Source organism: Ruminococcus flavefaciens AE3010 (assembly GCF_000526795.1).
Taxonomy (GTDB): domain Bacteria; phylum Bacillota; class Clostridia; order Oscillospirales; family Ruminococcaceae; genus Ruminococcus; species Ruminococcus flavefaciens_D.
In genome coordinates, this window is the sequence record NZ_JAGT01000001.1 from 2,840,205 (window position 1) to 2,864,475 (window position 24,271).

The window sequence follows — 24,271 nt, forward strand, 5'->3', positions numbered from 1 at the left end:
AGAGTATTTCCGATACGGATAAGTTCGCTGGGCGATATTAAAGGAGTCATAAAATGAAAAAAGCAAGATATTTTGTTTCGGCATTGCTGTTGACAGCGATCTCGATGTCTCTTCTTGCGTGCAGCAGTAAAAAAGATGAGAGTTCCAAATACAGCAAGGAGCTGGATTCCTCCGTAAGAGATGAGATCCGCCAGAATGCCGTCAAGTCCGAGCTCCTCACAGGCGATAAGCTTGAGAACGGAGTTATAAAGTGGCTTTCTGACTGGGATATAAACCCCGACGGTACGGGAAAGAACGTCCCCACCGATCTTGCGGTGTTCCAGGAGCGCTATGGCGGCGAGATAAAGTATTACAGATGTAAATACGAAGAGCGCTATGAAATGCTGAGTAAGTATATCGCTTCGGGCGAGGGCATAGACTTCTTCTATGGAGGAAATCTTGACGCTTTCCCCAAGGGCGCTATCAAGGATATGTTTGCTCCCGTTGACGATTATATCGACTTCGATTCTCCGCTGTGGGAGGACGTTAAGGATATAAACGACCAGTTCGTATGGAACGGCAAGCATTATATGGCAGGCATACAGGCTACAGGCGACAAGACAGCTGTTGTCTACAACAGAAAGACAGTTGCCGAGGCAGGTCTTGAGGACCCCGCAGAGCTGTTCGCAAGAGGCGAATGGGACTGGGACGCATTTGAGAATATGCTTGAGAAATACGTTGACAACAGCAATCAGAAGTACGGTATCGACGGCTGGTGGTTTGAGTTCGGACTGATGAATACCATCGGCGTAGCTCCTGTCAGCATCGAAAACGGCAAGCTGGTAAGCAACCTCAGCGATCCGTCTATGGAGCGCGTTCAGAACTGGATATACGATCTGGGTCAAAAGGGCTATATCGCCATTGGCGGCGAGGACTTAGGCTGGGAAAGCAAGCCTGCATATATCGGCGAGGGCAAGGAGCTCTTCTATCCCGTGGGCCTCTATGAGTTCTACAAGGAGAAGTCTCAGTGGTCGTCAACCTACGGTGCGGACGTATTCTTCGTACCAATGCCCAAGGACCCTAAGGCTGATGAGTACTATATACCTACAGGCTTTGAGTCGTACATGTTCGTCAAGGGCGGTTCAAACCCCGAGGGCGTTGCAAAGTATCTGGACTGCAAGAGGTTCACTCATCTCGATGAGGATACCAAGGCGGTTGCGGATAAGCAGTTCATGGAAGACTACGGCTGGACTCAGGAAATGATAGACATGAAGAACAGTATGCAGGAGCTGGCTGAGGCTAACCCTGTTATAGATATATCAAACGGCGTATCAGAGGACTGCGGAGAGCTTCTGGACAACAGTCTCAGACTTACCGCAAGAGGTACTCCGTGGAATGAGACCTACGAAGCCATTTATGCAACAGTGGATAAGTATCTTGAAAATATCAACTCCGAAGCAAAATAAGGCTTGCTTTAAATAGCTTTCTCGGAGTTGCTGCGAAATTTGATATTGCGAAAATGTAATAAATATGATATAATCAATATATATATAAGACATAATTTTGATAGTTTTTTAGTTTCAGAAAGGAGGCTATGATCATGGAGAAAGTACTTGTTACAGGAGGATGCGGACTTATCGGTCAGCACATTTGCTCCGGACTTCTGAAAAAGGGCTATGAGGTCATAGCTGTTGACAGAGAAGAAAACGGGTATAACGACGGAAAACCTCATTACACATCGGTACAGTGTGAACCAACAGATAAGAACGCTATTGCGGAGCTCTTTGAAAAGCATGATTTTTATGCAGTTGTACACGCATCGTGTACAGTGGACAACGACATGGGTCCTGTAGTTACTGATAAGCAGGTAAAGGATTCGGCTGCGGTGGATAAGTTCATCTATCGCTATGCCATGACTTCAACTGTTAAGAAGTTCGTTCTTCTCAGCACAGATCAGGTATATCAGTTCCCCAAGTCCCGTGAGCCTATCCGCGAGGATAACGATCTGAAGCCTTCCACCAATTATGCTGCTATGAAGTATGCTGCGGAAAAGGCTATAGTGAGCGAGCTGAAGCATCATAACAAGGAAGACCTGCTCTGCTGTATAGTTCGTTTTCCTGCGGTCTATACCTTCAATTTTACGGATAATCTTATATCCAAGATCACAGACCCCAAGGACGGTTCAAACTTCGTGTTCGGTCAGGGGCAGTACGGCTTCCAGCTTTGCTGCGTGCACAACCTTGTGGACTTTATACTGTGCTTCATCAAGAACGCAGATAACCACACCTATGCAGGCATTTACAACGTGGCAGACAAGGAGCTCACTACTGCGGCTGATATTATCACTTTTATGAGGACTAATCACCGTCTGGGAGCTGTTATGCAGAAGCAGCCAACAGGCGCTATCGGCAAGCTGAAGGGCATCTTCGGTGCAAGCAAGGAAGAGAAGCAGAATTACCGCTATCTTGACCTTTCAAGGCTTGAGAACAACAACATGCTGGATAAGACAAAGGCATCAAAGCTTGTTACATTCCGCTGGGACATTCATAATACCAAATAAAAAGGACGGATATTATCCGTCCTTTTTTATTGCGTAATGTAGGGGCGAACACTGTTCGCCCGAGTCGTTAGCTTGTAGGGGCGGATATTATCCGCCCGCCAATAACCGTAAAAACACAAATGACCAATGTGTAGGGGCTGGCGTCCTCGACAGCCCGTTAAATTTAGTGAATAGTAAGGGACGCCCTCTCTTGCAGGGCGTCCCCCTTAATGGGCGGATATTATCCGCCCCTACAATTCCGAATTGATTTTTATTCTATCACGGTGTAATTATCCGCAGCATTTTCCTTTGTGGCATGCTCGGTGACGCTGAGCACTTTAACCTTCAGCGGACGTGTGCCCATATTTATCTCGATTATATCGCCAACCTTCACGTCATAGGAGGCTCTTGCAGCCTTGCCGTTCACGACTATCTTCTCGGCGTCGCAGGCTTCGTTTGCAACGGTGCGGCGCTTTATAAGGCGCGTTACCTTGAGGTATTTGTCAAGTCTCATAATATCTCCCTTTCTCTGACAGCTTATATAAAAAAGGGGACAGCGGACTGTCCCCTTTGCTATTACTTGTTTACAGCTTCCTTGAGACCTCTGCCGGCCTTGAATGCAGGTGCCTTGCAGGGAGGGCAGACCATCTTTGCCTTTGTCTTAGGATTGATGCAGGTCTTTTCGCCTCTCTCGCGTACTTCAAAAGTACCGAAGCCTGTGATAGAAACCTTCTCGCCGCTTTCAAGAGCGCCCTGGATAGCTGTGAGTGTAGCCTCAAGAGCAGAAGCAGCGTCCTTCTTAGTGCAGCTTGCCTTATCTGCGATAGAGTTGATAAGTTCAGTCTTAGTCATTTTTCTGTTCCTCCATTTTACTAATAATTGATTTTGCCTTGTCCCAATAAATGTCGAGCTCTTCAATAGGAAGATTTTTCATATCAAGCTTCTCCTCGGAAACAAGATCCTCTGTAACGGAAAAGCGCTTGATAAATTTCTCCGTAGCGGATTTGAGTGCCAGTTCCGCATCAATGCCCAAGTGTCTTGCAGCGTTGACGCATGAAAACAGCAGATCGCCCAGTTCTTCTTCGATGTCAGCTTTATTGCCGCTGATGATAGCAGTCTCCAGCTCAGATGTCTCGTCGTTTATACAGGCTACGGCGTCCTCGGCACAGCGGAAATCCATGCCTGCACGCATTGCTCTCTTGCCGACCTTCTGTGCTCTCATAAGAGCGGGAAGTGACTTGGCAACGCTTGTGAGGGTGTCCGTATAACGCTCCTGTCCCTTGGTCTCCATTTTTATGGCGTCCCAGTTTTTCAGCACCTGTTCGGTGGTATTGGCTGTGACGTCACCGAAAACATGGGGGTGACGGATAATGAGCTTTTTGCAGACCTCGTCGCACACATCATCGAATCTGAAAGAGCTCTTCTCCTCCTCGATCCTGCAATGAAAAACGACTTGCAGAAGAACATCGCCCAGCTCTTCGCGGAGAAGCTCAGAGTCCTCAAGGTCAATAGCCTCGATGACTTCGCAGGTCTCTTCGATGAGATCGCTTCTGATGGACTGATGAGTCTGTTCTCTGTCCCAGGGGCAGCCGCCCTCGCTTCTGAGAAGTCTGACGATGTCGAGCAGATCGTTTATTGAATAATGGTCTTTCTGCTGGTATTCAACCATAGGAAAACACTCCCTTAAAGACGGGCTATGTTATATAATACCCTAATTTTTTCTAAATTGCAACCTATTTTTTACATTTTTGTTAATTTCGTAGAATAATAACATTTGCTTAGTCGCGGTTTGTATATTTTTGACATATAATTACTCTCTGTTATATAAACAAAGAGCCAAAAAGCCACATTGCTGTTATTATTTGTCCACGAATCCGACCTTGTGGTAGACCTTGGAAACTATCCTGCCTGAGTACCTGAGAGCCTTCTGTGCGCCCTCGGTGTAGCACTGCTTGAGGAAAGCCTTGTCGGCGCTGAGTCTTGCGAACTCTGTGCGGACAGGTTCAAGGTGATCGGCAACAGCCTCGCCTACAGCAAGCTTGAAGTCGCCGTAGCCCTTGCCTGCGAACTCAGACTCGATAGACTTGAAGTCCTTGCCTGTTACGCAGGAGTATATGGTCATAAGGTTATTGATTCCGTCCTTGCCCTCGCGGCAGCATACCTCAGCCTCGCTGTCGGTGACAGCTCTCTTGAACTTGCGTATGATTGTATCCTTGTCGTCGAGGATAAGTATGCATGCGTTGGGATTCTCGTCGGACTTGGACATCTTCTTTGTAGGCTCCTGCAAGGACATTATCTTTGCGCCTACCTCGGGGATATATGGCTCGGGCAGGGTAAAGAAGTCGCCGTAGCGCTGGTTGAAGCGCTGAGCGATGTTTCTTGCCAGCTCCAGATGCTGTTTCTGGTCAACACCCACAGGTACAAGGTCTGCGTTGTACGCAAGGATATCCGCAGCCATAAGGGTGGGATATGTAAAGAGACCTGCGTTTATATCGTCGGGGTGCTTCTGGCTCTTGTCCTTGAACTGAGTCATACGTGAAAGCTCACCGAACTGAGTATTACAGCCCAGTATCCAGTTGAGCTCTGCGTGTGTGGGAGCATGGCTCTGTATAAAGAGTATTGATCTTTCGGGATCAACTCCGCAGGCCATGAGAAGTGCATATGAATTAAGTGTATTCTGACGCAGCTTTGCAGGGTCCTGTCTGACGGTTATAGCGTGCATATCAACAACGCAGTAGATACAGTTGTACTGCTCCTGGAGAACTCCCCAGTTTCTGACAGCACCGATATAGTTCCCGAGAGTAAAGGTTCCTGTAGGCTGTATACCGCTGAATATCAGCTTTTTATCGTCCATTTGAGATGCTCCTTACTTCTGTGCAGCTTTTCTTGCTTCGGCATCGTCCTTGAGCTGACAGCTTCTGATCTCGCTGAGAACGCGCTGATAGAGAACGTAGAATGTGCGGAGCTCCTGCTCCTCCTCGGGGATAAGACCGGCCTTTATCTCGGTCTTGTAAACGCCGCCCTTTGTGAGGACGAAGATGTTGTTAGTTCTGCCCTTGGGGAGGTCATACTGCTTTGTCTTCTGACATTTTGGCAGGAGCTGACCTGCGTTTACAACGAGAGCGTGAGCAGCCTGTACAAGGTTTCTGTACTTCTGTGAAGCTCCTGTGTACTCGCCGCCGTTGTTGAAGTAGATGTTTGCAGCTCCGTTGATGAAGCATACCATAGTTGTGAGCACGTCTGATGACATAGGAATGTCGATGACTACTCCGAATGCGTCGTTTCTCTTCATCTTGGCGAAGTTGTCGAAGTACTGGGCAGGGAAGTTTATTGCCTGTCCTCTTGTCATAAGGTATTTCTGTGTGACATTATATCTGTCGGTCATTCTGTTTGGCATAATGGATTATCCTTTCAAAGTGTTTTTTCTTATTTTATTCTCAATCGAGCATTTCTCTTGTCATGCGGGCAAGTATCTCCATGCCCTTGTTTATCTGCTCGTTTGTAGGTGTTGAGTAATTGAGTCTGAATGAGTGGCTTACCTCGCCTTCTTCAATGCTGAACGAGTTGCCGGGAACTACAGCTATCTTGTACTCCTGTACAGCCTTTCGGCAGAAATCGTTCATGTTGCAGCTGTCGGGGAGAGTACACCACACGAAAAGTCCGCCCTGTGGCTTGATGTAGTTTATCTTCTTTGAGAAATCGTTGTCGATGTATCCGCACATAAGGTCGCATTTTTCCTTGTATATAGCGCGGAGCTTCTTGAAATGGGCTTCTCTGTCAACAGTTGACATAAATCTGTGGGAAACTACCTGTGCCCACATATTGGAGTGAACGTCGGATACCTGCTTGCACACTACCATTTTCTGGATAATTGGTGAGGGAGCCGAGCAGTAGCCTGTTCTGAAGCCTGATGAGATTATCTTGGAGAATGTGCTGGAGTAGATAACTCTGCCCTCGGTGTCGAAGCTCTTGATGCAGGGGAGGTTCTCGCCCTCAAAGCGGAGCTCGCCGTATGGGTCGTCCTCAAGAATAATGAAGTCGTATTTGCAGGCAAGCTCGTATACAGCCTTGCGCTTTGCAAGGGACATGGTCTTGCCTGTTGGGTTCTGGAAGTTGGGGATAACGTAAAGGAGCTTTACGTTCTTTTCGGTCTTGACAGCGTTCTCCAGCTTTTCAAGGTTTATGCCGTCGTCGTCCATATCGACACCCTTGAGGTTGACGTTGTATGAGCGGAAAGCGTTGAGCGAACCGATGAAGCATGGGGACTCGCAGAGGAGAGTTTCTCCCTCATTGAGGAGCACCTTACATGAGAGCTCGTTAGCCTGCTGTCCGCCCGAGGTGATGATAAGGTCATCGAATTCCTTGTGGAAACAGCCCTTTTCCGTCATCCAGCCTTTGAGGTAGTCGCGGAGGGGAGTGTAGCCCTCGGTAACGCTGTACTGCAAAGCAAGGATAGGGTCATCTCTGAGAAGCTCTGCCGATATTTCAGCGATACGCTCCTTGGGGAAGGCTTCGGGAGCAGGATTGCCTGCTGCGAAGGAAATAACATTGGGATCAGCAGTGAATTTCAGTATTTCTCTGATAGCGGAAGCGTGGAGCTTGCTAACCTTTTCTGAGAATTTATAATCCATGATAAAAACCAGCCTTTCGTCTGTATGTTGATACTTTGCTTTGTCTTGCCCCGTCACGTCTTTATAGGGACATTTTAGAATATATTATCAGCCTATCCTATACATTATAACACATATTTTTGAATGTTGCAACATATATTTTTGTGAAAAAGGGATTTTTTCCTCAAATCGGAGGCGGTTATTACTGAAAAAACAAAACTTCATAAAGGGTTCTATCATACTTATGGTCTCGGCAGCAGCTGCAAAGCTCCTCGGTGCGGTGTTCAAGATACCCCTTACCAATATCCTCGGCGGCGTGGGCATGAGCTATTTCAGCTGCGCCTACAGCCTTTTCATGCCTGTGTATGCCCTGACAGTTACGGGACTCAGCTCCGCAGTGGCTAAGATGACTGCCGAGAGCGCGGCACTGGGTATGTACAGAAATGCCGCAAAGGTAAGGCGGACTGCCCTTGGACTGTTTTCGGCGGTGGGGCTGGCAGGAAGTCTGCTCATACTGCTCCTTGCAAAGCCTTTCAGTATATATTTCATCGGGCTTCCCGAGGCATCGGCAGCAGTAGCCATGATAGCTCCTGCTGTATTTTTCGGCTGTATCACCGCCGTGGAGCGGGGCTACTACGAGGGCATGAGCAATATGTATCCCACGGCACTTTCGCAGCTGGCAGAGGGTATGGTCAAGGCTGCGGCGGGACTATGGCTGTGCGGCTTCGTCACGGAGCACCCTCGGACAGTAATGAGGCTATTTCCCTTTGTGACGGATATACGGGCGGCAGCTGCCGCCGCAGGCATACTGGGCGTCACCCTTTCAACAGTGGGAGCAGCGCTGTTTTTTGCGGTGATGAGACTATTTGCGAGAGCTCCCAAGGGCGGCGAGTCCCATGTGATGAGCAGGAGCACCATTGCGTGGGAGCTTGCAGCCACGGCTCTCCCTGTAGGAGTGAGCTCCGTGGTGACCAACCTGACTGCACTGATAGATATGTGGACGGTCATAGGCTGCATCTCTCGTTTTGGCTGCTCTGCGGCAATGCCCGAGGGAGTCCCGAAAGAGGAGCTGCCCCGGTTTGTGTACGGCTCCTTTGCAGGGATAGCCCTGACGGTGTTCAATCTTGTGCCATCGGTGACAAATATGCTGGGCAAGGGAGCTCTTACCTGCATTGCGGCGGCTCGGGGCAGCGGCGACCGCTCCGCACTGGAGAGGGGGACGGTACAGGCGCTTCTCTCGGCAGCTGTCATAGCAGTCCCGGCTGCGGCAGGCTTGGGAGTTCTTGCTCCCGAGGCGCTGAGCTTCCTTTATCCGCGGCAGTCCGATGAAGCGGCAGTGTGTATAAGCTCTCTGCGGTATCTTACGGCAGGAATGGTGTGCCTGTGCGTGTCGTTTCCGCTGTTCAGTATGCTGCAAGCGGTGGGTAAGCCTGCCGCTCCGCTGAAAATAATGCTTGTGGGCACGGCCATAAAGCTTGCGGGAAATCTGCTGCTCATACCTGTTATGGGAGTTGACGGGGCGGCGCTGTCAACGACTGTATGCTACGGGGTGATACTTGCAGCGGCTCTGCGGGTGTACATAAAGGCTTCGGGAGTTTCACCAAGTGCCGCACCCTTTGGCAAGGTGCTGTACGCAGGAGCCATGTGCGGGGGAGCGGCTCTTCTTACGGCAGAAGCCCTGCGGCGCAGAGAAGCTCCCAACATTGCGGTTCTGGGGATTTCGGGAGCAGTGGGAGGCGCTGTATACATAGGGCTTATATTTGCCCTTATCGGCAGAACAAAAAATCAGCAGTAAAAAGTATGGTTTAACTATGAACGGGATTCCAAAGGGAGTATACTCCCTTTGGTCAGGTCAAGGGTGACTCCCCACAGGGTGGGGAGATGTCGCAACGCGACAGAGGGGACGGACCCGATTAGGGGGACAGCCCTTGTGGGGTGTGGGGCAAAGCCCCGCAGTTACAAAGCGCTTCGCAAGGGGTGAATAAAAAAACAGTCCAGTGGACTGTTTTTTTAGAGGGGACGCATTGCAAGTGAAGGTGTCCCCTTATAAAGTTGTTGATTCAGATACAGTAATCTCCGCCGTTGCTGCTGTGCTCTATGATGTCCCTGAGGGTTATGCTGTCAAGGTAGTCGGTGATGGACTTGAAAAGTCCCTCCCATATGAAAAGAGTGGAGCATTCTCCTGCTCGCGGACATTCATTAGGCTCAAAATCAAGACAGGCTACGGGAGCAAGACTGCCCTCGGTAGCTTTCAGCACATCACCTACGGTTATATCGTCGGGACTTCCCGCAAGCATATAACCGCCCTTGTTGCCGCGGTTAGTTCTCAGGAGGCCTGTTTTATTGAGCAGGGGAACTATCTGTTCGAGATATTTCTTGGATATGCCCTGTCTGTCAGCAATATCTTTAAGCGATACATACCCCTCTTCATGGTGGAGCGCAAGGTCGTAGAGCATTCGCATAGCATATCTGCCTTTTGTTGATATTTTCATTGATACACGTCCTTTCGGGTAGTTCGATAAGTATTATTATACCATAGGTTTAGTATGTTTTCAAGTGCTGTGTGCAAAAAATATTCCGCTTTTTTGCAGTCTGCCCGAGGGCTATGGCTTGACATTCTGCTGATATTTGTGCTATACTATAATATACTGAATATCAAGTATTACTCCTGCATATGCACTGACGCGGGAGATATATTTCAAGCCGCAGAACGGCTTTTTATGATTCGGAGGATAGAATAATGAAGAAAACAGGATTATTTGCAGTACTTCTTGCAACAGCGCTTACAACAGCTTCTTTTGCGGGCTGTTTAGATAAAAACAGCAGCTCATCTTCGAGAGTGCGTCAGTCGTCGAACATACCCACATCTATTGAAGCTATAGGTTCAAATGTTGTGGACGGCGAGATGGGAAAAGAGATAACGGAAAATGATACGGGCTTTACTCTCAATTCCGTTATAAGTGCCAAGAACAGCGAAACAGGCGAGCAGTTCATATACATGGACATCACTCTCAGGAACAATACCGATAAGCAGTACACACTGAGTACTCTCAATAACTTCTATATCGAGCTTCCCGACGGAAGCAAGGCGGAGTCTGATGTGCGCACACAGCTCTATGCGAAGCAGAACTTCAATGAGAGCAAGTATTATGCCGACCCCTTTGATATCCCCTCAAACGGACAGTTCAGCGGAGTGATCGGCGGTATTGCAGTCAGCGGTGATGCAAGCGATTTCAAGCTTTGCTTTTTCCCCACAGGTGACAATCCGAGAGCAAAGGGCACTGTTATCAAGTACGACATAACAAGCGGAGATATACATGCTCCTGCTGCCGAAATGCTGAAGTAAATATTACATAGCCCGAAGCAATGCTTCGGGCTTGTTTTTACAAGAAAGCCGCTGCATTTGCAGCGGCTTTCTGATGTAAATGGCATATTACAGGATCATTCAAACATAGGTGTGGAGAGGTAGCGCTCGCCTGTGTCGGGGAGAAGAGCAACGATAGTCTTACCCTTGTTCTCGGGACGCTTTGCAAGCTGTATAGCAGCCCATACTGCTGCACCTGAGGATATACCCACAAGCACGCCCTCTGTTCTTGCGATAGATCTGCCTGTCTCCAGTGCGTCTTCGTTGGAAACGGGGATTATCTCGTCGTATATATCAGTGTTGAGAGTCTCGGGAACGAAGCCTGCTCCGATACCCTGTATCTTGTGAGGACCTGCTGTGCCCTCGGAGAGTACAGGTGAGCTCTTTGGCTCTACTGCTACTACCTTGACATTGGGGTTCTTGGACTTGAGGTAAGCGCCTGTACCGCTGATAGTACCGCCTGTGCCTACGCCTGCAACGAAGATATCGACTTTACCGTCTGTGTCGTCCCAGATCTCGACGCCTGTGGTCTTTTCGTGGATAGCAGGGTTAGCGGGATTTGTGAACTGTGACGGGATAAAGCTGCCCTTGATCTCCTGAGCCAGCTCGTCAGCCTTGGCGATAGCGCCCTTCATGCCCTTTGTGCCGTCTGTGAGGACCAGCTCTGCACCGTAAGCCTTCATAAGGTTGCGGCGCTCGATGCTCATGGTCTCGGGCATTGTGATAATGAGTCTGTAGCCTCTTGAAGCTGCTACGGAAGCAAGACCGATACCTGTATTGCCGCTGGTGGGCTCAATGATAACGCTGCCCTCCTTGAGAAGTCCCTTAGCCTCTGCGTCATCTATCATAGCCTTTGCTATTCTGTCCTTAACGCTTCCTGCGGGGTTGAAGTACTCCAGCTTAGCGAGGATAGTAGCTCCCAGCTCATGTACATTTTCAAGGTTTGCAAGCTCCAGAAGCGGAGTACCGCCGATAAGGTCTGTGATCTTCTTATAAGTTTTCATGATTATGAACTCCTTTTCAATTAATAGAATACGTGTCAGCGAATGAAAAAATGTCAGACGTCAACATCGTTTGAAAACCGATTTTTTCATGATATAGCACCTCTTGGATTTTCTCTTCTATATCTCCTATATGTTTGGTATGTTTATATTATAACAGCTAAACTTACATTTGTCAAGCCTTTTTTGAAAAAACAAAAAAGCTTCCGAAAAACGGAAGCTTTTGAGCTTTTTTAGTTGGGCTTTGAGCCTGTCTGAGTTCTTGCGAACTTAGCAAATTCACCTGATGGGTAGATACCCTCGACCTCCATAGCGTTTGAATCATAGTATACCCATACCAGCATAGCTGCGAGACCCGGGTTGTTCTTGAGGTTGATGTGGTATGTTACCTCGTCGCCGGCCTTTGCGGAAACGTTATCGCCGTATGCCACGAAGCCTGTCTCGGAAGAAACGTCCTGATCGTCGATAGTGCCGCCGACCCTGATATTACCCTGTATAACCGAATCGGGAGAAACGGACTTTCCTGAGATAGTGGAGAAATCAGGGTTGAATCTTACGGGATAATCCTTATTGGGGATATTGTCCTTGAGCTTGAATACGACCTCGATGAAGTCGCCGTTGAATACATAGTCGGAATCCTTTGAGATGTCTATCCACATACAGTATCTGCTGTCTGTCTTGCTCTTGTAATCGCTTGAAGCTTCGGTGGGCTTTGTTACGACCTGAGTAACTACGGCGCCGTTTGCGTCTGTAGCCTTTTCGCCGTTAGCCTCTGTTACCTCAACGATCTCTGTAGCAGGCTGAGTAGTTGTTTTTGTCTGAGGATCGTCGGAATCAAGGTCGATATCCGTGTCGGGAGGAGTAAGACCTGTGTTTGCGAGATCCGCAGGAGAACCTGTCTGGAACGGTGTGATAACTACAGCTCCGCTTGCATTCTCGATGTTCTCGAGAGTAGGTCCGTCATTTGCGGAGGACTGTGATGAGGAATTGCTTCCTGCTGATGTGCCGTTATTTGAGCTGCTTGCGCCCTTCTTTGAACATGAAGCGGCAGATGTAATCGCAACGCAGGCAACTGCTGCCAGCGCAATAGCTTTTTTTCTTATATCAGTCATAGTTTTGCGTCCTTTCATTGTAAAGGGGTTTTGTTTTCTAATACGAAGCAGTGCACTTCGTTCAGCTTAATTTTATTATACACAAGCAGCAATAATTTGTCAAGCCAAAGACAGAATTGTAATCAATTCTTTGACAAAGGGTCACATTCTTACCACTTTTATTTCACCGTTTTGTCATGTTGCATCAGCGTAAAACAGGCGTTTTATTGGCAGAATAGTGAAAAAATGACGGTATAATGGCACATATTAGTAAAAATCATGTATTGCAAATAGTGTTTTGACATGATATAATGTAAATAAGTGTTTATAAATTTCCGTAACGGAAAAGGGATCGACGATTTTTCTTGATTGAGATTATAAACAATGAGGAAAGGACATTTGGCGATGAAGAGATCTGCAATAGCGCTGCTGACAGCCGCTGCAATGCTGTTTACAGGTATGTCATGCGCGAAGAAAGGCGGTTCTTCTACAGTGTCTGAGACAGAAATAAATACAGACGCGCAAAAGACGACCGCTGTTACCGAGGAGGAAACTACAGAGATGGCGACCGAGCATATAAGCCCAGTTGAGACCGTTTCAGCTACTCTCGGCTCTCAGATAACCGTAAACAGGACTATCGGACGGGCAGAGGGCAGCAATACGATCAAGTTCCCGCTTGCCGACCTTATTGAGGAGGGCGACAGAGTAACTTCGTTCACATTTACCGTATATTCGGGTGACGGAGGAAATATTGGCGAGTTCAAGGGCGGCTGCGGTATATCCGTAGACGAAAAATGCCCAGCTGCAACAAATAAAGGCTGGTATCAGTCAGGGGATTTCACTGCTCCCACACAGGGAAGCTACGGCGAGATAACATGGAACGTCCCCGAGGAGCTGAAGGACTATATCCACGAGGGCGGAGAGGTGCTCTTCGGCTACTGGTGGGGAAACTGCGACAGCCTGAGGATAGAGAACGTTGTATGTAAGTACGACAGGACAAGAGATGTGCCCGTTGACGGCATGGCTATGGCAAAAGTCGGAAAGTCGGCAAGCTATTCCGACGAGGACAACAGGATACATATCCCTCTCGACTTTATCCCCGAGGGCATGGTACCCGAGGTGGTAAACTTCAACCTTAGCACCACGGGAAGCTTCGGAAAGTTTACAGGTGCCTACGGTATAAAATCTTCCGAGGGCGAGTTCCAGTCGGGAGATGTGTCGGTATTCACAGACAGCTCAGAGCTTCAGCTCACATGGTTCGTGCCCGATAAGGCAAAGGGCTGCATAGCAGAGAACAACGAGCTCCAGCTGGGCTACTGGTGGAGCGATCAGCCTACAGTGACCGTTGATACGGTGGAAGTGAAATACAGCGTAAGCAGCGGAGATTATCCCTCACCTACAAAGGTGGAGGTCGCTACCATGGAGCCTACCACAGAGGCGGCTTCGGGCGTAAAGGGATTCAGAAGCGCCGCAGAGATAGTTTCACAGATAAAGGTGGGCTGGAATCTTGGCAACACCCTTGAAAGCTACAATACAGGAAGATCGGGACTTGATACCGAGACAGGCTGGGAGAACCCCAAGACCACCAAGGATATGATAAAGTCCGTAAAGGCAGCAGGCTTCAACGCCGTAAGAATTCCCGTAACGTGGTCGGAGCATATGGACGGCACGAACATACAGGCAGAATGGCTTGACAGAGTTCAGGAGGTCGTTGATTACGCTTACAGCGAGGGCATGTTCGTCATAATCAATATGCATCACGACGACTATATCTGGTTCGACCCGCAGCCGAGCTCCTTCAATGATGACAGTGCTCGTCTTGCAAAGATATGGGAACAGGTGAGCAAGCGCTTTGCAGACTATGACGACAAGCTTATATTCGAGGGCATGAACGAGCCCCGAACAGTGGGCTCATCTATGGAATGGATGGGCGGCACAAAGGAAGAACGCAGCACAGTCAGCAAGTACGCAAAGACCTTCGTTGATACGGTCCGTGCAAGCGGCGGCAACAATGCCAACAGAACCCTTATAGTCACAACATATGCGGCTTCTGCCGACAGTGTGGCTCTTAACGATATGTCAGTCCCAAGCGGCAAGAACATCGTTCTTTCAGTGCATTACTACGCACCGTGGAGATTTGCCGAGGGAACCGAGACAGCCTTTACTCCCAGCGGCGAGAGCGAGCTGGAGGGCAAGTTCACAGAGCTCAGACAGAAGTTCATTGACAAGGGCATACCTGTTCTCATATGCGAATTCGGCTGCGTTCACGGAGCTGACGAGGCTACAAGAAGCAGGTACTACACCTACTATATAAGCGCCGCAAAGAAGCAGGGCATCAAGTGCTTCGTATGGGACAACAGTAAGTTCAGCGGCGATTCGAGCTTCGGCGTGTTCAACAGAAATGAGCTCAAATGGGACGGTGATATCCTCAAGGCAATTATGGAGGGTGCTAAGTAATGAAGCAGAGATGTCCGAACTGTGGAGCAAAAACAGACGGCGAAGAGGTATGCGGCAAATGCGGCTATACTCTTTATGAAAACGTCTTTGCCGATGTTGCCGAGGAAGTGGACGAGGCTGTCAGCAGAGTGAGCGATTATGAGCTTTCTGCGGTTCGCCGTGAGTGCGGCACAGCCGAAAAGCTTTCACCGGAAGAGTTTGAGCGGAAATGGTGTGCAGAAAACCATATAGCTCCCGTACATTCAGCGTTCTCCTTTAGGGGAGCTGTACGGGGAGCAGTCTATGAAAGGCGGCTGAGAAAGGCATATGAGGAGTATCTCCGCAGCATAGGCTATGACATATGAGGCATAATTTTCCACTTGACATAAAAAACAATATATTATATACTACACATAGCTGCTCGCAGGACGTTTGCTTTTGCGGGCAGCTGATGCAGTAAAGCAAAGGAGAAAAATACATATGAAGAAATTTGTTTCAATGCTGCTTTCGGCAGCCATAGGACTCACAGCACTTACTTCCGTTTCTGTGGGAGGCTATGAAAAGAAAGCTGCTGCTGCCGATAAGGGCGGCATGGTGCTTATGGGCGACAGTATCGCTGCGGGCGTTACAAGAAACGGCAAGGTCGAGCATAACTACGGAGAGATATGTGGAGACTATCTCGGCTGCAAGGTGAGCAACTACGCTGTTTCGGGACATACCACAAAAGACCTTATCGACGATATCGACAAGCTCACAGCAGAGCAGAAGCAGAACGTTGCGGACGCTGAGTATATCGTTATCTCTGTGGGCGGCAACGATATAATGAAATATGCAGCAAAGAAGCTTGTAAATTACGCTGTAAAAAAGAACTTCCTCAACGACGGCTATACAGCAGAGAATATCCCCGAGGAGCCTTCTATCAATGAAATGATGGATATCATAAAGTTCAAGGGCGAGGGCAGTCTTATGGAGTTCGCTTCAAAGAATTACAGCAATGCGGCTGAGATAAACGCTCAGCTGATGAACGTTGCAACAGACCTGCGCTATGCCGAAAACGGTCACGAGGGCTATATGCAGAACGTTATCATGCCCAATATAAAAACTGCTGCGGACAAGCTCAAGGCTATCTCACCCAATGCAAAGATCATGGTGCAGAACATCTATCAGCCCGTTCAGCTTGATCCCGCCTATGTCACAAAGACCTACGGCAGCAATTCAAATTATCCCTTGGTACTCAATACCGTAAGAGCAAGACTTGAAGAAGTTATGGGGACCTTTGATGAGCAGCTCCGCCTTGTGGACGGCATAGAGGTGGTCGACGTAAAGACTCTCTTCACATCAGGTACTCCTTCCAAGGACGCTCCCGGCAATGCTCACTACTTTGTGGATATTCAGACAGGCAAGCTCGGTACAGCAGACGTTCACCCCAACCAGAAGGGTCACATCGCTATAGCAACAGCTATCCTCAGCAATATAAACAAGCTCCACAACGATAACGGACTTCTCCGCAAGACATTCAACGGTCTCAGCGACAAGGCGAATTATCCTGCTGTTGCACTGGAGGTTTTCAATAAGGTAGCAGGTGATGAGGCAATAGCTACAACCACAAAGCCTACAACGACTACCACAACTACAACAACTACGACCACAACTGCAAAGCCCACAACTACGACCACAACATCGACTACAACAACTACCAAGAAACCCACTACCACAACTACAACTTCAACAGTGACTACTACAAAGCAGATAACAACTACTGCTGCCACAACAACTACAGCTCCTAAGTATGCTCTGGGCGATGTGGACAACAACAAGACAATAAACGCTATCGACGCTTCATATATCCTTACGGATTATGCAAAGACCTCAACAAATCAGAAGTCTGATTTCACCGAGACTCAGAAGCTTGCAGCAGACGTAAACAAGGACAAAAAGATCAATGCTGTTGACGCTTCCTATGTCCTTACCTACTATGCATATTATTCAACAGGCGGCAGAAAGTCACTTGAGGAGTATTTCAATATCAGTACTTCAAGCGGCGACAAAGAGCTGACCGCAGCATAATATTAAGACAGCATATATCACAGCGGACAGCTAATCACTGTCCGCTGATTGTATAGGGAGAAAGTTATGAAAAAGTTGTATTTTGTCGTCAATCTCGTTGCGGGAAAGGCAGTAATAAATAAAAAACTGGGAAAAATAATAGACGAGTTCGTAAAAGAGGGCTATGAGGTAACTGTCCATACTACCCAGAGCGGCGGCGACGCTGTGGAGCAGGCTGTATATGCCTGTGAAAACAGCTATGACCTGCTTGTGGTAGCAGGAGGGGACGGTACTCTCAGCCAGTGCTTACAGGGAGTCATGGGCTGCGAAAAGCGCATACCCATAGGCTATGTGCCTGCGGGCTCTACCAATGATTTCTCCAAGAGTCTCGGCATACCCTCAGACCAGATACGGGCTGCAAGGTTCATCACCCACGGCAAGCCTGTGCTCTGTGATGTAGGCGGCTTCAATGACGGGTATTTCTCCTATGTTGCGGCTTTCGGAGCCTTTACCAATATTACCTACGAGACCTCCCAGAAGGTCAAGAACGTTTTCGGCCATGCGGCTTATATCGCAGGTGGAGCTGCCCACCTTAACAGCATAAAGGCAAAGCCCATGCGCATAGAGTATGACGGCAAGACCATTGAGGGGGAGTTCGTCTACGGCATGGTGACCAATACTGCTTCCGTGGCTGGCATGATAAATATGAAGAACTTTCTCCTTGACGACGGCATCTTCGAGGTAACTCTCATCAGGAAGCCAAAGAACGCCGCAGAGCTGGGAAAGACTGCCCTTGCCCTGCTGAAAAACGACATGACGGACAAGAATATAGTTTTCTTCCGCACCAGCGATGTGACTATAACCAACCTTTCCGACAAGCCGTTTTCGTGGACAAGGGACGGTGAGTACGGCGGCGAGGAAGTTGTCAATCATATATGCTGCCACAAAAAGGCAGTACCGTTCATGGTTCGCGGCAAGAGCCGCCTGCCCTTTGAGAAGTGAGAAACATGAAGAAGATATACGGAAATAAACAGCTTCTTGAAGCCCTTGCAGGCATGAGAGCCAGCGGCAGGACCGCTCATTCGCTGCTCATATGCGGTGAAAAGGGCAGCGGCAGGAAGCTTATCGCTAAATACTACACACAGGCGCTGATGTGCGAGGCTCCCGTAAACGGCAAGCCCTGCGGAGTATGCAGCGCCTGCAAAAACGTGGAAAAGGATATCCACCCCGACGTGATATATCCCGAGAAGTCGGGAAAGCTTGGAAAATTCAGCGTAGAGACTGCCCGTGACATCATTGCGGACGCATACGTGAAGCCCAACAACAGCAGCGGCTGCAAGGTGTACATCTTTGCGGACTGCCACAACGTTGACCCGAGAACGCAGAACGCCCTGCTGAAGCTTATCGAGGAGCCCCCCGAGTACGCCTACTTTATATTCACCTGCGGCTCCAAGTCGGAGTTCCTGCCAACTATCATCTCCCGATGCGTGTGCTTCAGTACAGCTCCCTGCACCGAGGAGGAAGCGGCGGAGTCCCTTGCTGACAGCGGCTATGCTTCGCAGGATATACAGGCAGCTGTCAGCTGCTTCCACGGGAATATCGGCATGTGCGAGAGCTATATCAACGATGAGGAGCTTCGCAGGCGTGTGGATTTGACAAAATCCCTCGCCGATAGTATAATAAGGAAAGACGAGTACGCTCTCAGCGTTGGTATGTTCTCCCTCGGACGTGAGCGAGACGACGTGAGAGAGGTGCTGTCAATGCTTGACAAGCTTGTCCGTGACGCAGCTGTCCTCGGCAAGGACGAGACAGCTCAGACCATAGGCTGCTTCCGTGAGGGAGCAAGAGCCCTTTCACGCTCGCTTACAGCTTATCAGTCTGCAAGGATGCACTCCCGTATCGAAAAGGCGTGGAGCGCGGTGGAGAGCAATGTCAGCATACCGCTGGCGCTTACGGCGCTGGGTGCGGAGATAATGGAAATAGTCGGATAAACGGCTTTAGATAGGAGTTTCTATGAAGGAAATAGTCGGAGTACGCTTCAAGAGCGTAGGAAAAATATACTACTTTTCACCGGGAGGTATAAAGGCTCAGGTGGGCGACCGCGCCATAGTCGAGACTGTCCGCGGAGTTGAATGCGGAGAGGTAGTCATCGCAAACCGCCAGATAGCGGACGAGGAGATAAACTCGCCCCTCAAGCCCATAATCAGGCTTGCAGACGAGAACGACCTTAAAACAGTAGAGAAGAACAAGCAGCGCGAAAAGGACGCATTCAGGATATGCGAGGAGAAGATAGCCTACCGCAAGCTGAACATGAAGCTTGTGGACGTTGAGTGTACCTTTGACAACAACAAGCTGCTCTTCTACTTCACAGCCGAGAACCGCGTGGACTTCCGCGAGCTTGTAAAGGACCTTGCGGCTGTATTCAGAACAAGAATAGAGCTGAGACAGATAGGTGTCCGCGACGAGGCTAAGATACTGGGCGGACTTGGAATCTGCGGCAGAGAGTTCTGCTGTAAGAGCTACATGGGCGACTTCCAGCCAGTATCCATAAAAATGGCAAAGGAGCAGGGACTCTCCCTGAATCCTACTAAGATATCGGGTACCTGCGGCAGACTTATGTGCTGTCTCAAAAACGAGCAGAACGCATATGAGGCTCTGCTGAAAATAACACCTAAGATAGGTGCTACAGTTGTAACTCCCGACGGCGACAAGGGTCGTGTCGAGGACGTTAACCTCATTACAGGCAAGCTCCGCGTCAAGACCGATAAGTCCGAGGTGCCTGTAACTCTCGACAGAAGCGAGGTAAAGCTTCTCAAGGACGCCGAGATAAGAGTGAACCGCGAGGAGCTCAAGGCTCTCAAGGAGCTTGAGGACAAATAATGGACGGCAAGCCTAAGACCAACTATGGCTTGCTTCTGGATAAGAAGCTGGCGGAGCTCGATAAGAGCGGCGAGAGACCAACTCTGCTGCTCCATGCCTGCTGTGCGCCGTGCAGTAGCCATACCCTGACGGTACTGGATAAGTATTTCCGTATCACCTTGTATTTCTGCAATCCCAATATCGCTCCCGAGGAGGAGTATATCTTCCGACTGAACGAGCTGAAACGACTTGTCCGCGAAATGGGACTTGACATCACCGTAATCGAGGAAGCCTACGACCCTGCGCCCTTTTATGAGCTGGCAAAGGGACTTGAAGACCTTCCCGAGCGCGGAGAGCGCTGCAAAAAGTGCATAGGCTACCGTCTGCGGAAAGCAGGAGAAAAGGCGAGGGAGTTGGGCTGTGATTATTTCACCACTACCCTTACCATAAGTCCTCATAAGGACTGCACATTCATCAACGAGTTCGGCGGCAGCCTGCATAGCGAGGTGGGAGTGCCCTATCTGTTCTCGGACTTCAAGAAGCACGAGGGCTATAAGCATTCCATAGAGCTGTCAAGGCAGTATAATTTGTACAGGCAGAACTACTGCGGCTGCGTTTTTAGCAAGAAAGCCGTCAGCCGTTAGCCGTGTAGGGGACGGCGTCCTCGACGTCCCGTGTAGGGGCGGATAATATCCGCCCGTAAATATATGGTGAAATGATGGATAATACTTATATCAGACTAATAATATTTTTTATCGGCTGCTCAATAATATGGTTCGGGATATTTTTTCTCTGCCGCAAGGCAAAAATCAGAAAAGCAGAGGAAAAAGGAATAAAAACCGAGCTGAAATGGCTAAATCTGAGTTTTATTGGTATATGGCTGATATTACTGTTATTATTTATCGGCTTCTGTTTTAATTTCGTAAGTACGATGTTATAAACAAGCCCTTTTGCTAACGGCTAAGGGTTGAAAAAGGTGAAATAATGGGCAAGGAACTTAAAACCAACGCTATGCGTTTTCTTGATAAAAGCAAAATAGAGTACACCGTGCAGACCTACGAGTGTGACGAGTTCATCGACGGTATCCACACCGCCGAAAAGCTTGGACAGCCATTGGAGGAGACCTTCAAGACCTTAGTGGCGCAGGGCAGGAGCGGCAGCTATTACTGTTTCCTTATTCCCGTTGCGCTGGAGCTTGACATGAAAAAGGCTGCCAAAAGCGTAGGGGAGAAGTCCGTGGAGCTTATCCACGTAAAGGATATCACAAAGATAACAGGCTATGTCCGCGGCGGCTGTACTCCTATCGGCATGAAGAAGCAGTTCATGACGGTGATACACAATACCGCGGCGGAGCTCCCCATGTTCTACATAAGCGGCGGACGCATAGGCACACAGATACATCTTTCTCCGCAGGAGCTTGTAAAGGCTATACGCGGAAAATTCGAGGATATTATCCTGTAACAAACAGCTGTATAAAACTGTCAGAGAGGGTGACGGCAATATGAACGGCGATTTTTTAAGTGAAAAGCTTTACAGCGTTGGCAGAGCTGTTGTGGACAGGAGCTTTCACACCCAGAGCGGCAACGAAGCTTTTTTTGCTTTTTTCGGCAATGATGTTACATACTCCATAAGGCGTACCATAAGCGACGAGGACTATTCCCGCATACTTGACTGCATGGAGAACGCCTCCGTGGGCTGCGTCCGCAGGACAGTGATACGCATGAAAGGCGTCAGCGGCGACTTCCGCTGGATACTGGTATCGGTAAGACTTGTACTGTCCGAGGGCAGAGAGCCGCTGTACAGTATGAATTTCAGTGACGTATTCTCTCTGGAGTCCCTTGCCTACAGCCGTCAGCGCAGGCTTTCGGAGTACCGCCATGTGCTGAGCCTCGTGTCGGACCTTGCTTTTGAGTACAGCTTTGAGACGAAAAAGATACGTATATATATGTTCGACTGCTTCCGCGAGATAGTCCTTGTGGACGAGGAGCTGGAGCAGTGGAGAAAAAATGCCATAGATCAGGGCTATGTCCTCACAAGGTACATCGAGACCTTCAACGCTCTGTGCAGGGATATCCACAGCGGAGCATATCGCTTCGACCATGAGCTGGAGACCTCTGTGCTGACCGAGGGAAAGACCAAGGAAATGTGCCTTTTCCGCGGACTTACACGTTACGACGATCCCGACAACCGAAAGGTGACGGGTATAATATCAGTTGTGGGCTCACGAAGCAGGGGCAAGGAGGTCAATCTCGCCCTTGAAGCCAACAAGGACTCACTTTCGGGACTTCTCAACAAGCGTGCCATAACTTCCTTTGCGCAGGAGATACTTGCTGCGGAGCCACATCACAGCGTGCATCTTGTTATCCTTGATATTGACGATTTTACCGACATAAACAACGGCTACGGACACCTTTTCGGCGACGAGGTCATATACACCGTGGCGCGTATAATCAAGACCGAGATAGGCTCCCGCGGTATTGCGGGCAGAATAAGCGGCGGCGGTTTCCTTATAGTTCTTGAAGAGGTCAGGGACGAGGAGGACCTGCGCAGTATCCTCCGTGCCATACGCACAAATATCGAGTTCTCCTTTGCAGACAGGTTTGAGAAGTTCCGCCTTACCTGTTCTATGGGAGTTTCCGCCTATCCCATTGACAGCAGGAGCTACGACGAGCTGTTCATGCAGGCGGATAAAGCTCTGTATATCGCTCAGGAAAAGGGACAGAACCGCTACGTTATCTATGATGTTGTAAAGCACGGTCCCGTTGAAAAGGACATGAGCAACAGGATAGCTTTCCTCAGCGGAAAAGGTGAGGCTTCCGAGAAGCTGGGCTTTGTGGGGGGACTTGCGGAAAGCCTTGTGCTTGGCAGGATACCCGATATATCCGTACTGCTGGAGCAGGTGAGAGTTCAGTTCGGGCTCGATGATATATGCGTTTTCTCGGGCAGCGATATGGGACTTATGCTCAGCTGCGGAAATGCGGCTTCAAAGAACGCGGCGTATCTCCTTGAAAACGGCTACACTGACAGGTTCAGCGGTGACGGAGTTTTTGTTATCGATAATGTCAATGAGCTGGAGGGGCGCGACGATAACGCCTTTGCACAGCTGGTGGCGCAGAATATCGGCGGCGCAGTGCAGTACCTCATAACCGAGGACGGCATGATAAAGGGCATGATATCATTCTGCTACATCGGGCGCTTCAAGAAGTGGTCTGTGGCGGACATGAACTATTTCGCCATTATCGGCAGAGTCATTTCAGCTATACTGAAGAAGCAGGCATACATCTGATAGAAACTATAGGCGTTATGCACTAATCGGCGGCATATGTTTTGGCTATTCATACAAAGTTTTTCCGAAAGTGCAACAAAACGCCTTTCTGAACACACTATATAAGTAGATACTATTTTTTGTACGGGCATTTTCATATGTAATAAGGGGGATTTATTATGGAAGAAGCTTTGGCGGCTGTTTCAGCCATAGTTCTGCTCATAGGCTGCTATGCAGGCTGCGGCAGAGGAAAGAAAAAGAGAAAAAAGCGTGATTAGCACTCTCACACCGAGAGTGCTAATTTTCATTTTGCTGTCACAAAACCTTGATATTCCTTTCAAATAACCGCTGTATCATATAGACAATGAAACGAAAGGAAGCGATACCGATGGAAAGTGCATATTGTGAGGAAAACTGCATAGGATAAATATGAAATCATCAATTGGAGGTATGATTTATGTATGGACTTACACCTTTCGGCGGCACAGGCTTTGGTCTGTGGGACGCATTCAACGATTTTGACAATAATTTCTTCGGCGGTAAGATGCCGCTGAACAACTGCAAAACCGATATCCGTGATGACGGCGACAAGTACGTTCTCGAATCGGAGCTCCCGGGCTTTGAGAAAGAGGACATCAAGCTTGATCTCAGCGGAACACAGCTCACCATTGCGGCTGAGCACAGCACAAACAGCGACGAAAAGGACGACAAGGGCAATTATATCCGCCGCGAGCGTACTTTCGGCTCGTATAAGAGAAGCTTCGACATCGGCGATATCGATACAGAGGGCATCAGTGCCGAGTACAAGAACGGTATCCTGACTATTGAGCTCCCGAAAAAATCTCCCGAAGCTCCTGTTGCCAAGCGTCTTGAGATAAAGTAAGCGGCAAGCCTAAATAACACACATTCTGAGCCATGAAGAGCCATAACTCTTCGTGGCTCTATTTTTAGTGATTAGTAGGGACGTCGTCCCCTACATTTCGGGCGGATAATATCCGCCCCTACACGGAACGCCGAGGGCGGCGTTTATGCAGGATTAACATGCAAAAGGGGTGAATTCCGTCGGAATGTACAAATCTAT

General features: G+C 48.9%; 23 protein-coding genes. 14 read left to right on the forward strand and 9 right to left on the reverse strand.

Annotation, left to right across the window (positions count from 1 at the left end; genetic code table 11):
- Positions 1–53: 53 nt before the first annotated feature.
- Entirely contained in the window at positions 54–1,445 is a 1,392-nt protein-coding gene (locus N774_RS0112555) for an ABC transporter substrate-binding protein (protein ID WP_024861570.1), read from the forward strand.
- 134 nt (positions 1,446–1,579) lie between these two features.
- Positions 1,580–2,539, forward strand: a complete 960-nt coding sequence (locus N774_RS0112560; protein WP_024861571.1) for an NAD-dependent epimerase/dehydratase family protein — start codon at positions 1,580–1,582, stop codon at positions 2,537–2,539.
- A 250-nt stretch (positions 2,540–2,789) separates the two neighbouring features.
- Here N774_RS0112560 and N774_RS0112565 read toward each other — a convergent pair whose 3' ends face one another.
- From N774_RS0112565 to N774_RS0112590, 6 genes are all read right to left on the reverse strand, one after another.
- Positions 2,790–3,032, reverse strand: a complete 243-nt coding sequence (locus tag N774_RS0112565; protein ID WP_019678992.1) for an RNA-binding S4 domain-containing protein — start codon at positions 3,030–3,032, stop codon at positions 2,790–2,792.
- Positions 3,033–3,094: 62 nt separating this feature from the next.
- Positions 3,095–3,370 carry an HU family DNA-binding protein gene (locus tag N774_RS0112570; RefSeq protein ID WP_024861572.1) on the reverse strand — a complete coding sequence of 92 codons (276 nt, stop codon included), beginning with the start codon at positions 3,368–3,370 and terminating at the stop codon, positions 3,095–3,097.
- Positions 3,363–4,187 (reverse strand): nucleoside triphosphate pyrophosphohydrolase, encoded by an 825-nt coding sequence (gene mazG, locus N774_RS0112575; RefSeq protein ID WP_024861573.1) that lies wholly within the window; start codon positions 4,185–4,187, stop codon positions 3,363–3,365. Before mazG ends, N774_RS0112570 begins: the two co-directional genes overlap by 8 nt.
- Positions 4,188–4,376: 189 nt before the next feature.
- The gene (gene trpS, locus N774_RS0112580) at positions 4,377–5,372 is read right to left on the reverse strand and encodes a tryptophan--tRNA ligase (protein WP_024861574.1); all 996 of its coding nucleotides are present in this window, start codon (positions 5,370–5,372) and stop codon (positions 4,377–4,379) included.
- A gap of 12 nt (positions 5,373–5,384) precedes the next feature.
- Entirely contained in the window at positions 5,385–5,915 is a 531-nt protein-coding gene (locus N774_RS0112585) for a hypothetical protein (RefSeq protein ID WP_024861575.1), read from the reverse strand.
- 40 nt (positions 5,916–5,955) lie between these two features.
- Positions 5,956–7,149 carry a PLP-dependent aminotransferase family protein gene (locus N774_RS0112590; protein WP_024861576.1) on the reverse strand — a complete coding sequence of 398 codons (1,194 nt, stop codon included), beginning with the start codon at positions 7,147–7,149 and terminating at the stop codon, positions 5,956–5,958.
- Between the two features lie 202 nt (positions 7,150–7,351).
- Here N774_RS0112590 and N774_RS0112595 point away from each other — a divergent pair, with 202 nt between their 5' ends.
- Positions 7,352–8,923 (forward strand): polysaccharide biosynthesis C-terminal domain-containing protein, encoded by a 1,572-nt coding sequence (locus tag N774_RS0112595; protein ID WP_278245172.1) that lies wholly within the window; start codon positions 7,352–7,354, stop codon positions 8,921–8,923.
- 265 nt (positions 8,924–9,188) lie between these two features.
- Here the strand turns inward: N774_RS0112595 and N774_RS0112600 are convergent, their stop codons facing one another.
- Positions 9,189–9,620 carry an RrF2 family transcriptional regulator gene (locus tag N774_RS0112600; protein ID WP_024861578.1) on the reverse strand — a complete coding sequence of 144 codons (432 nt, stop codon included), beginning with the start codon at positions 9,618–9,620 and terminating at the stop codon, positions 9,189–9,191.
- A 248-nt stretch (positions 9,621–9,868) separates the two neighbouring features.
- Between N774_RS0112600 and N774_RS0112605 the strand changes: the two genes are divergently transcribed.
- The gene (locus N774_RS0112605) at positions 9,869–10,474 is read left to right on the forward strand and encodes a DUF4352 domain-containing protein (protein WP_024861579.1); all 606 of its coding nucleotides are present in this window, start codon (positions 9,869–9,871) and stop codon (positions 10,472–10,474) included.
- A 95-nt stretch (positions 10,475–10,569) separates the two neighbouring features.
- Here the strand turns inward: N774_RS0112605 and cysK are convergent, their stop codons facing one another.
- Both cysK and N774_RS0112615 read right to left on the reverse strand, forming a co-directional pair.
- A complete protein-coding gene (cysK, locus tag N774_RS0112610) occupies positions 10,570–11,496 on the reverse strand; it encodes a cysteine synthase A (protein ID WP_024861580.1) in 927 nt (308 codons plus the stop codon).
- Positions 11,497–11,726: 230 nt separating this feature from the next.
- Positions 11,727–12,605 carry a hypothetical protein gene (locus N774_RS0112615; RefSeq protein ID WP_024861581.1) on the reverse strand — a complete coding sequence of 293 codons (879 nt, stop codon included), beginning with the start codon at positions 12,603–12,605 and terminating at the stop codon, positions 11,727–11,729.
- Between the two features lie 384 nt (positions 12,606–12,989).
- Here N774_RS0112615 and N774_RS18385 point away from each other — a divergent pair, with 384 nt between their 5' ends.
- The 10 genes from N774_RS18385 to N774_RS0112675 all read left to right on the forward strand — a co-directional run bounded on the left by N774_RS18385 (position 12,990) and on the right by N774_RS0112675 (position 24,073).
- Positions 12,990–15,041, forward strand: a complete 2,052-nt coding sequence (locus N774_RS18385; RefSeq protein WP_024861582.1) for a cellulase family glycosylhydrolase — start codon at positions 12,990–12,992, stop codon at positions 15,039–15,041.
- Entirely contained in the window at positions 15,041–15,385 is a 345-nt protein-coding gene (locus N774_RS0112625; protein ID WP_024861583.1) for a zinc ribbon domain-containing protein, read from the forward strand. The genes N774_RS18385 and N774_RS0112625 overlap by 1 nt, the downstream gene beginning before the upstream one ends.
- A 115-nt stretch (positions 15,386–15,500) precedes the next feature.
- Positions 15,501–17,087: a GDSL-type esterase/lipase family protein gene (locus N774_RS19220; protein ID WP_024861584.1), complete on the forward strand. Its 1,587-nt coding sequence runs from the start codon at positions 15,501–15,503 to the stop codon at positions 17,085–17,087.
- Positions 17,088–17,153: 66 nt separating this feature from the next.
- The gene (locus N774_RS0112635) at positions 17,154–18,068 is read left to right on the forward strand and encodes a diacylglycerol/lipid kinase family protein (RefSeq protein WP_024861585.1); all 915 of its coding nucleotides are present in this window, start codon (positions 17,154–17,156) and stop codon (positions 18,066–18,068) included.
- A 5-nt stretch (positions 18,069–18,073) separates the two neighbouring features.
- The gene (locus N774_RS0112640) at positions 18,074–19,057 is read left to right on the forward strand and encodes an ATP-binding protein (RefSeq protein WP_024861586.1); all 984 of its coding nucleotides are present in this window, start codon (positions 18,074–18,076) and stop codon (positions 19,055–19,057) included.
- Between the two features lie 22 nt (positions 19,058–19,079).
- Positions 19,080–19,946, forward strand: coding sequence for a PSP1 domain-containing protein (locus tag N774_RS0112645; RefSeq protein ID WP_024861587.1), 867 nt, complete (start codon positions 19,080–19,082; stop codon positions 19,944–19,946).
- Positions 19,946–20,569 (forward strand): epoxyqueuosine reductase QueH, encoded by a 624-nt coding sequence (locus tag N774_RS0112650; RefSeq protein ID WP_024861588.1) that lies wholly within the window; start codon positions 19,946–19,948, stop codon positions 20,567–20,569. Before N774_RS0112645 ends, N774_RS0112650 begins: the two co-directional genes overlap by 1 nt.
- A gap of 340 nt (positions 20,570–20,909) precedes the next feature.
- On the forward strand, positions 20,910–21,386 hold the full coding sequence (ybaK, locus tag N774_RS0112660) for a Cys-tRNA(Pro) deacylase (protein WP_024861590.1): 477 nt from the start codon (positions 20,910–20,912) through the stop codon (positions 21,384–21,386).
- Positions 21,387–21,426: 40 nt separating this feature from the next.
- Positions 21,427–23,211, forward strand: a complete 1,785-nt coding sequence (locus tag N774_RS0112665; RefSeq protein ID WP_024861591.1) for a GGDEF domain-containing protein — start codon at positions 21,427–21,429, stop codon at positions 23,209–23,211.
- A 436-nt stretch (positions 23,212–23,647) separates the two neighbouring features.
- Positions 23,648–24,073 (forward strand): Hsp20/alpha crystallin family protein, encoded by a 426-nt coding sequence (locus N774_RS0112675; RefSeq protein WP_024861592.1) that lies wholly within the window; start codon positions 23,648–23,650, stop codon positions 24,071–24,073.
- Positions 24,074–24,271: the final 198 nt, after the last annotated feature.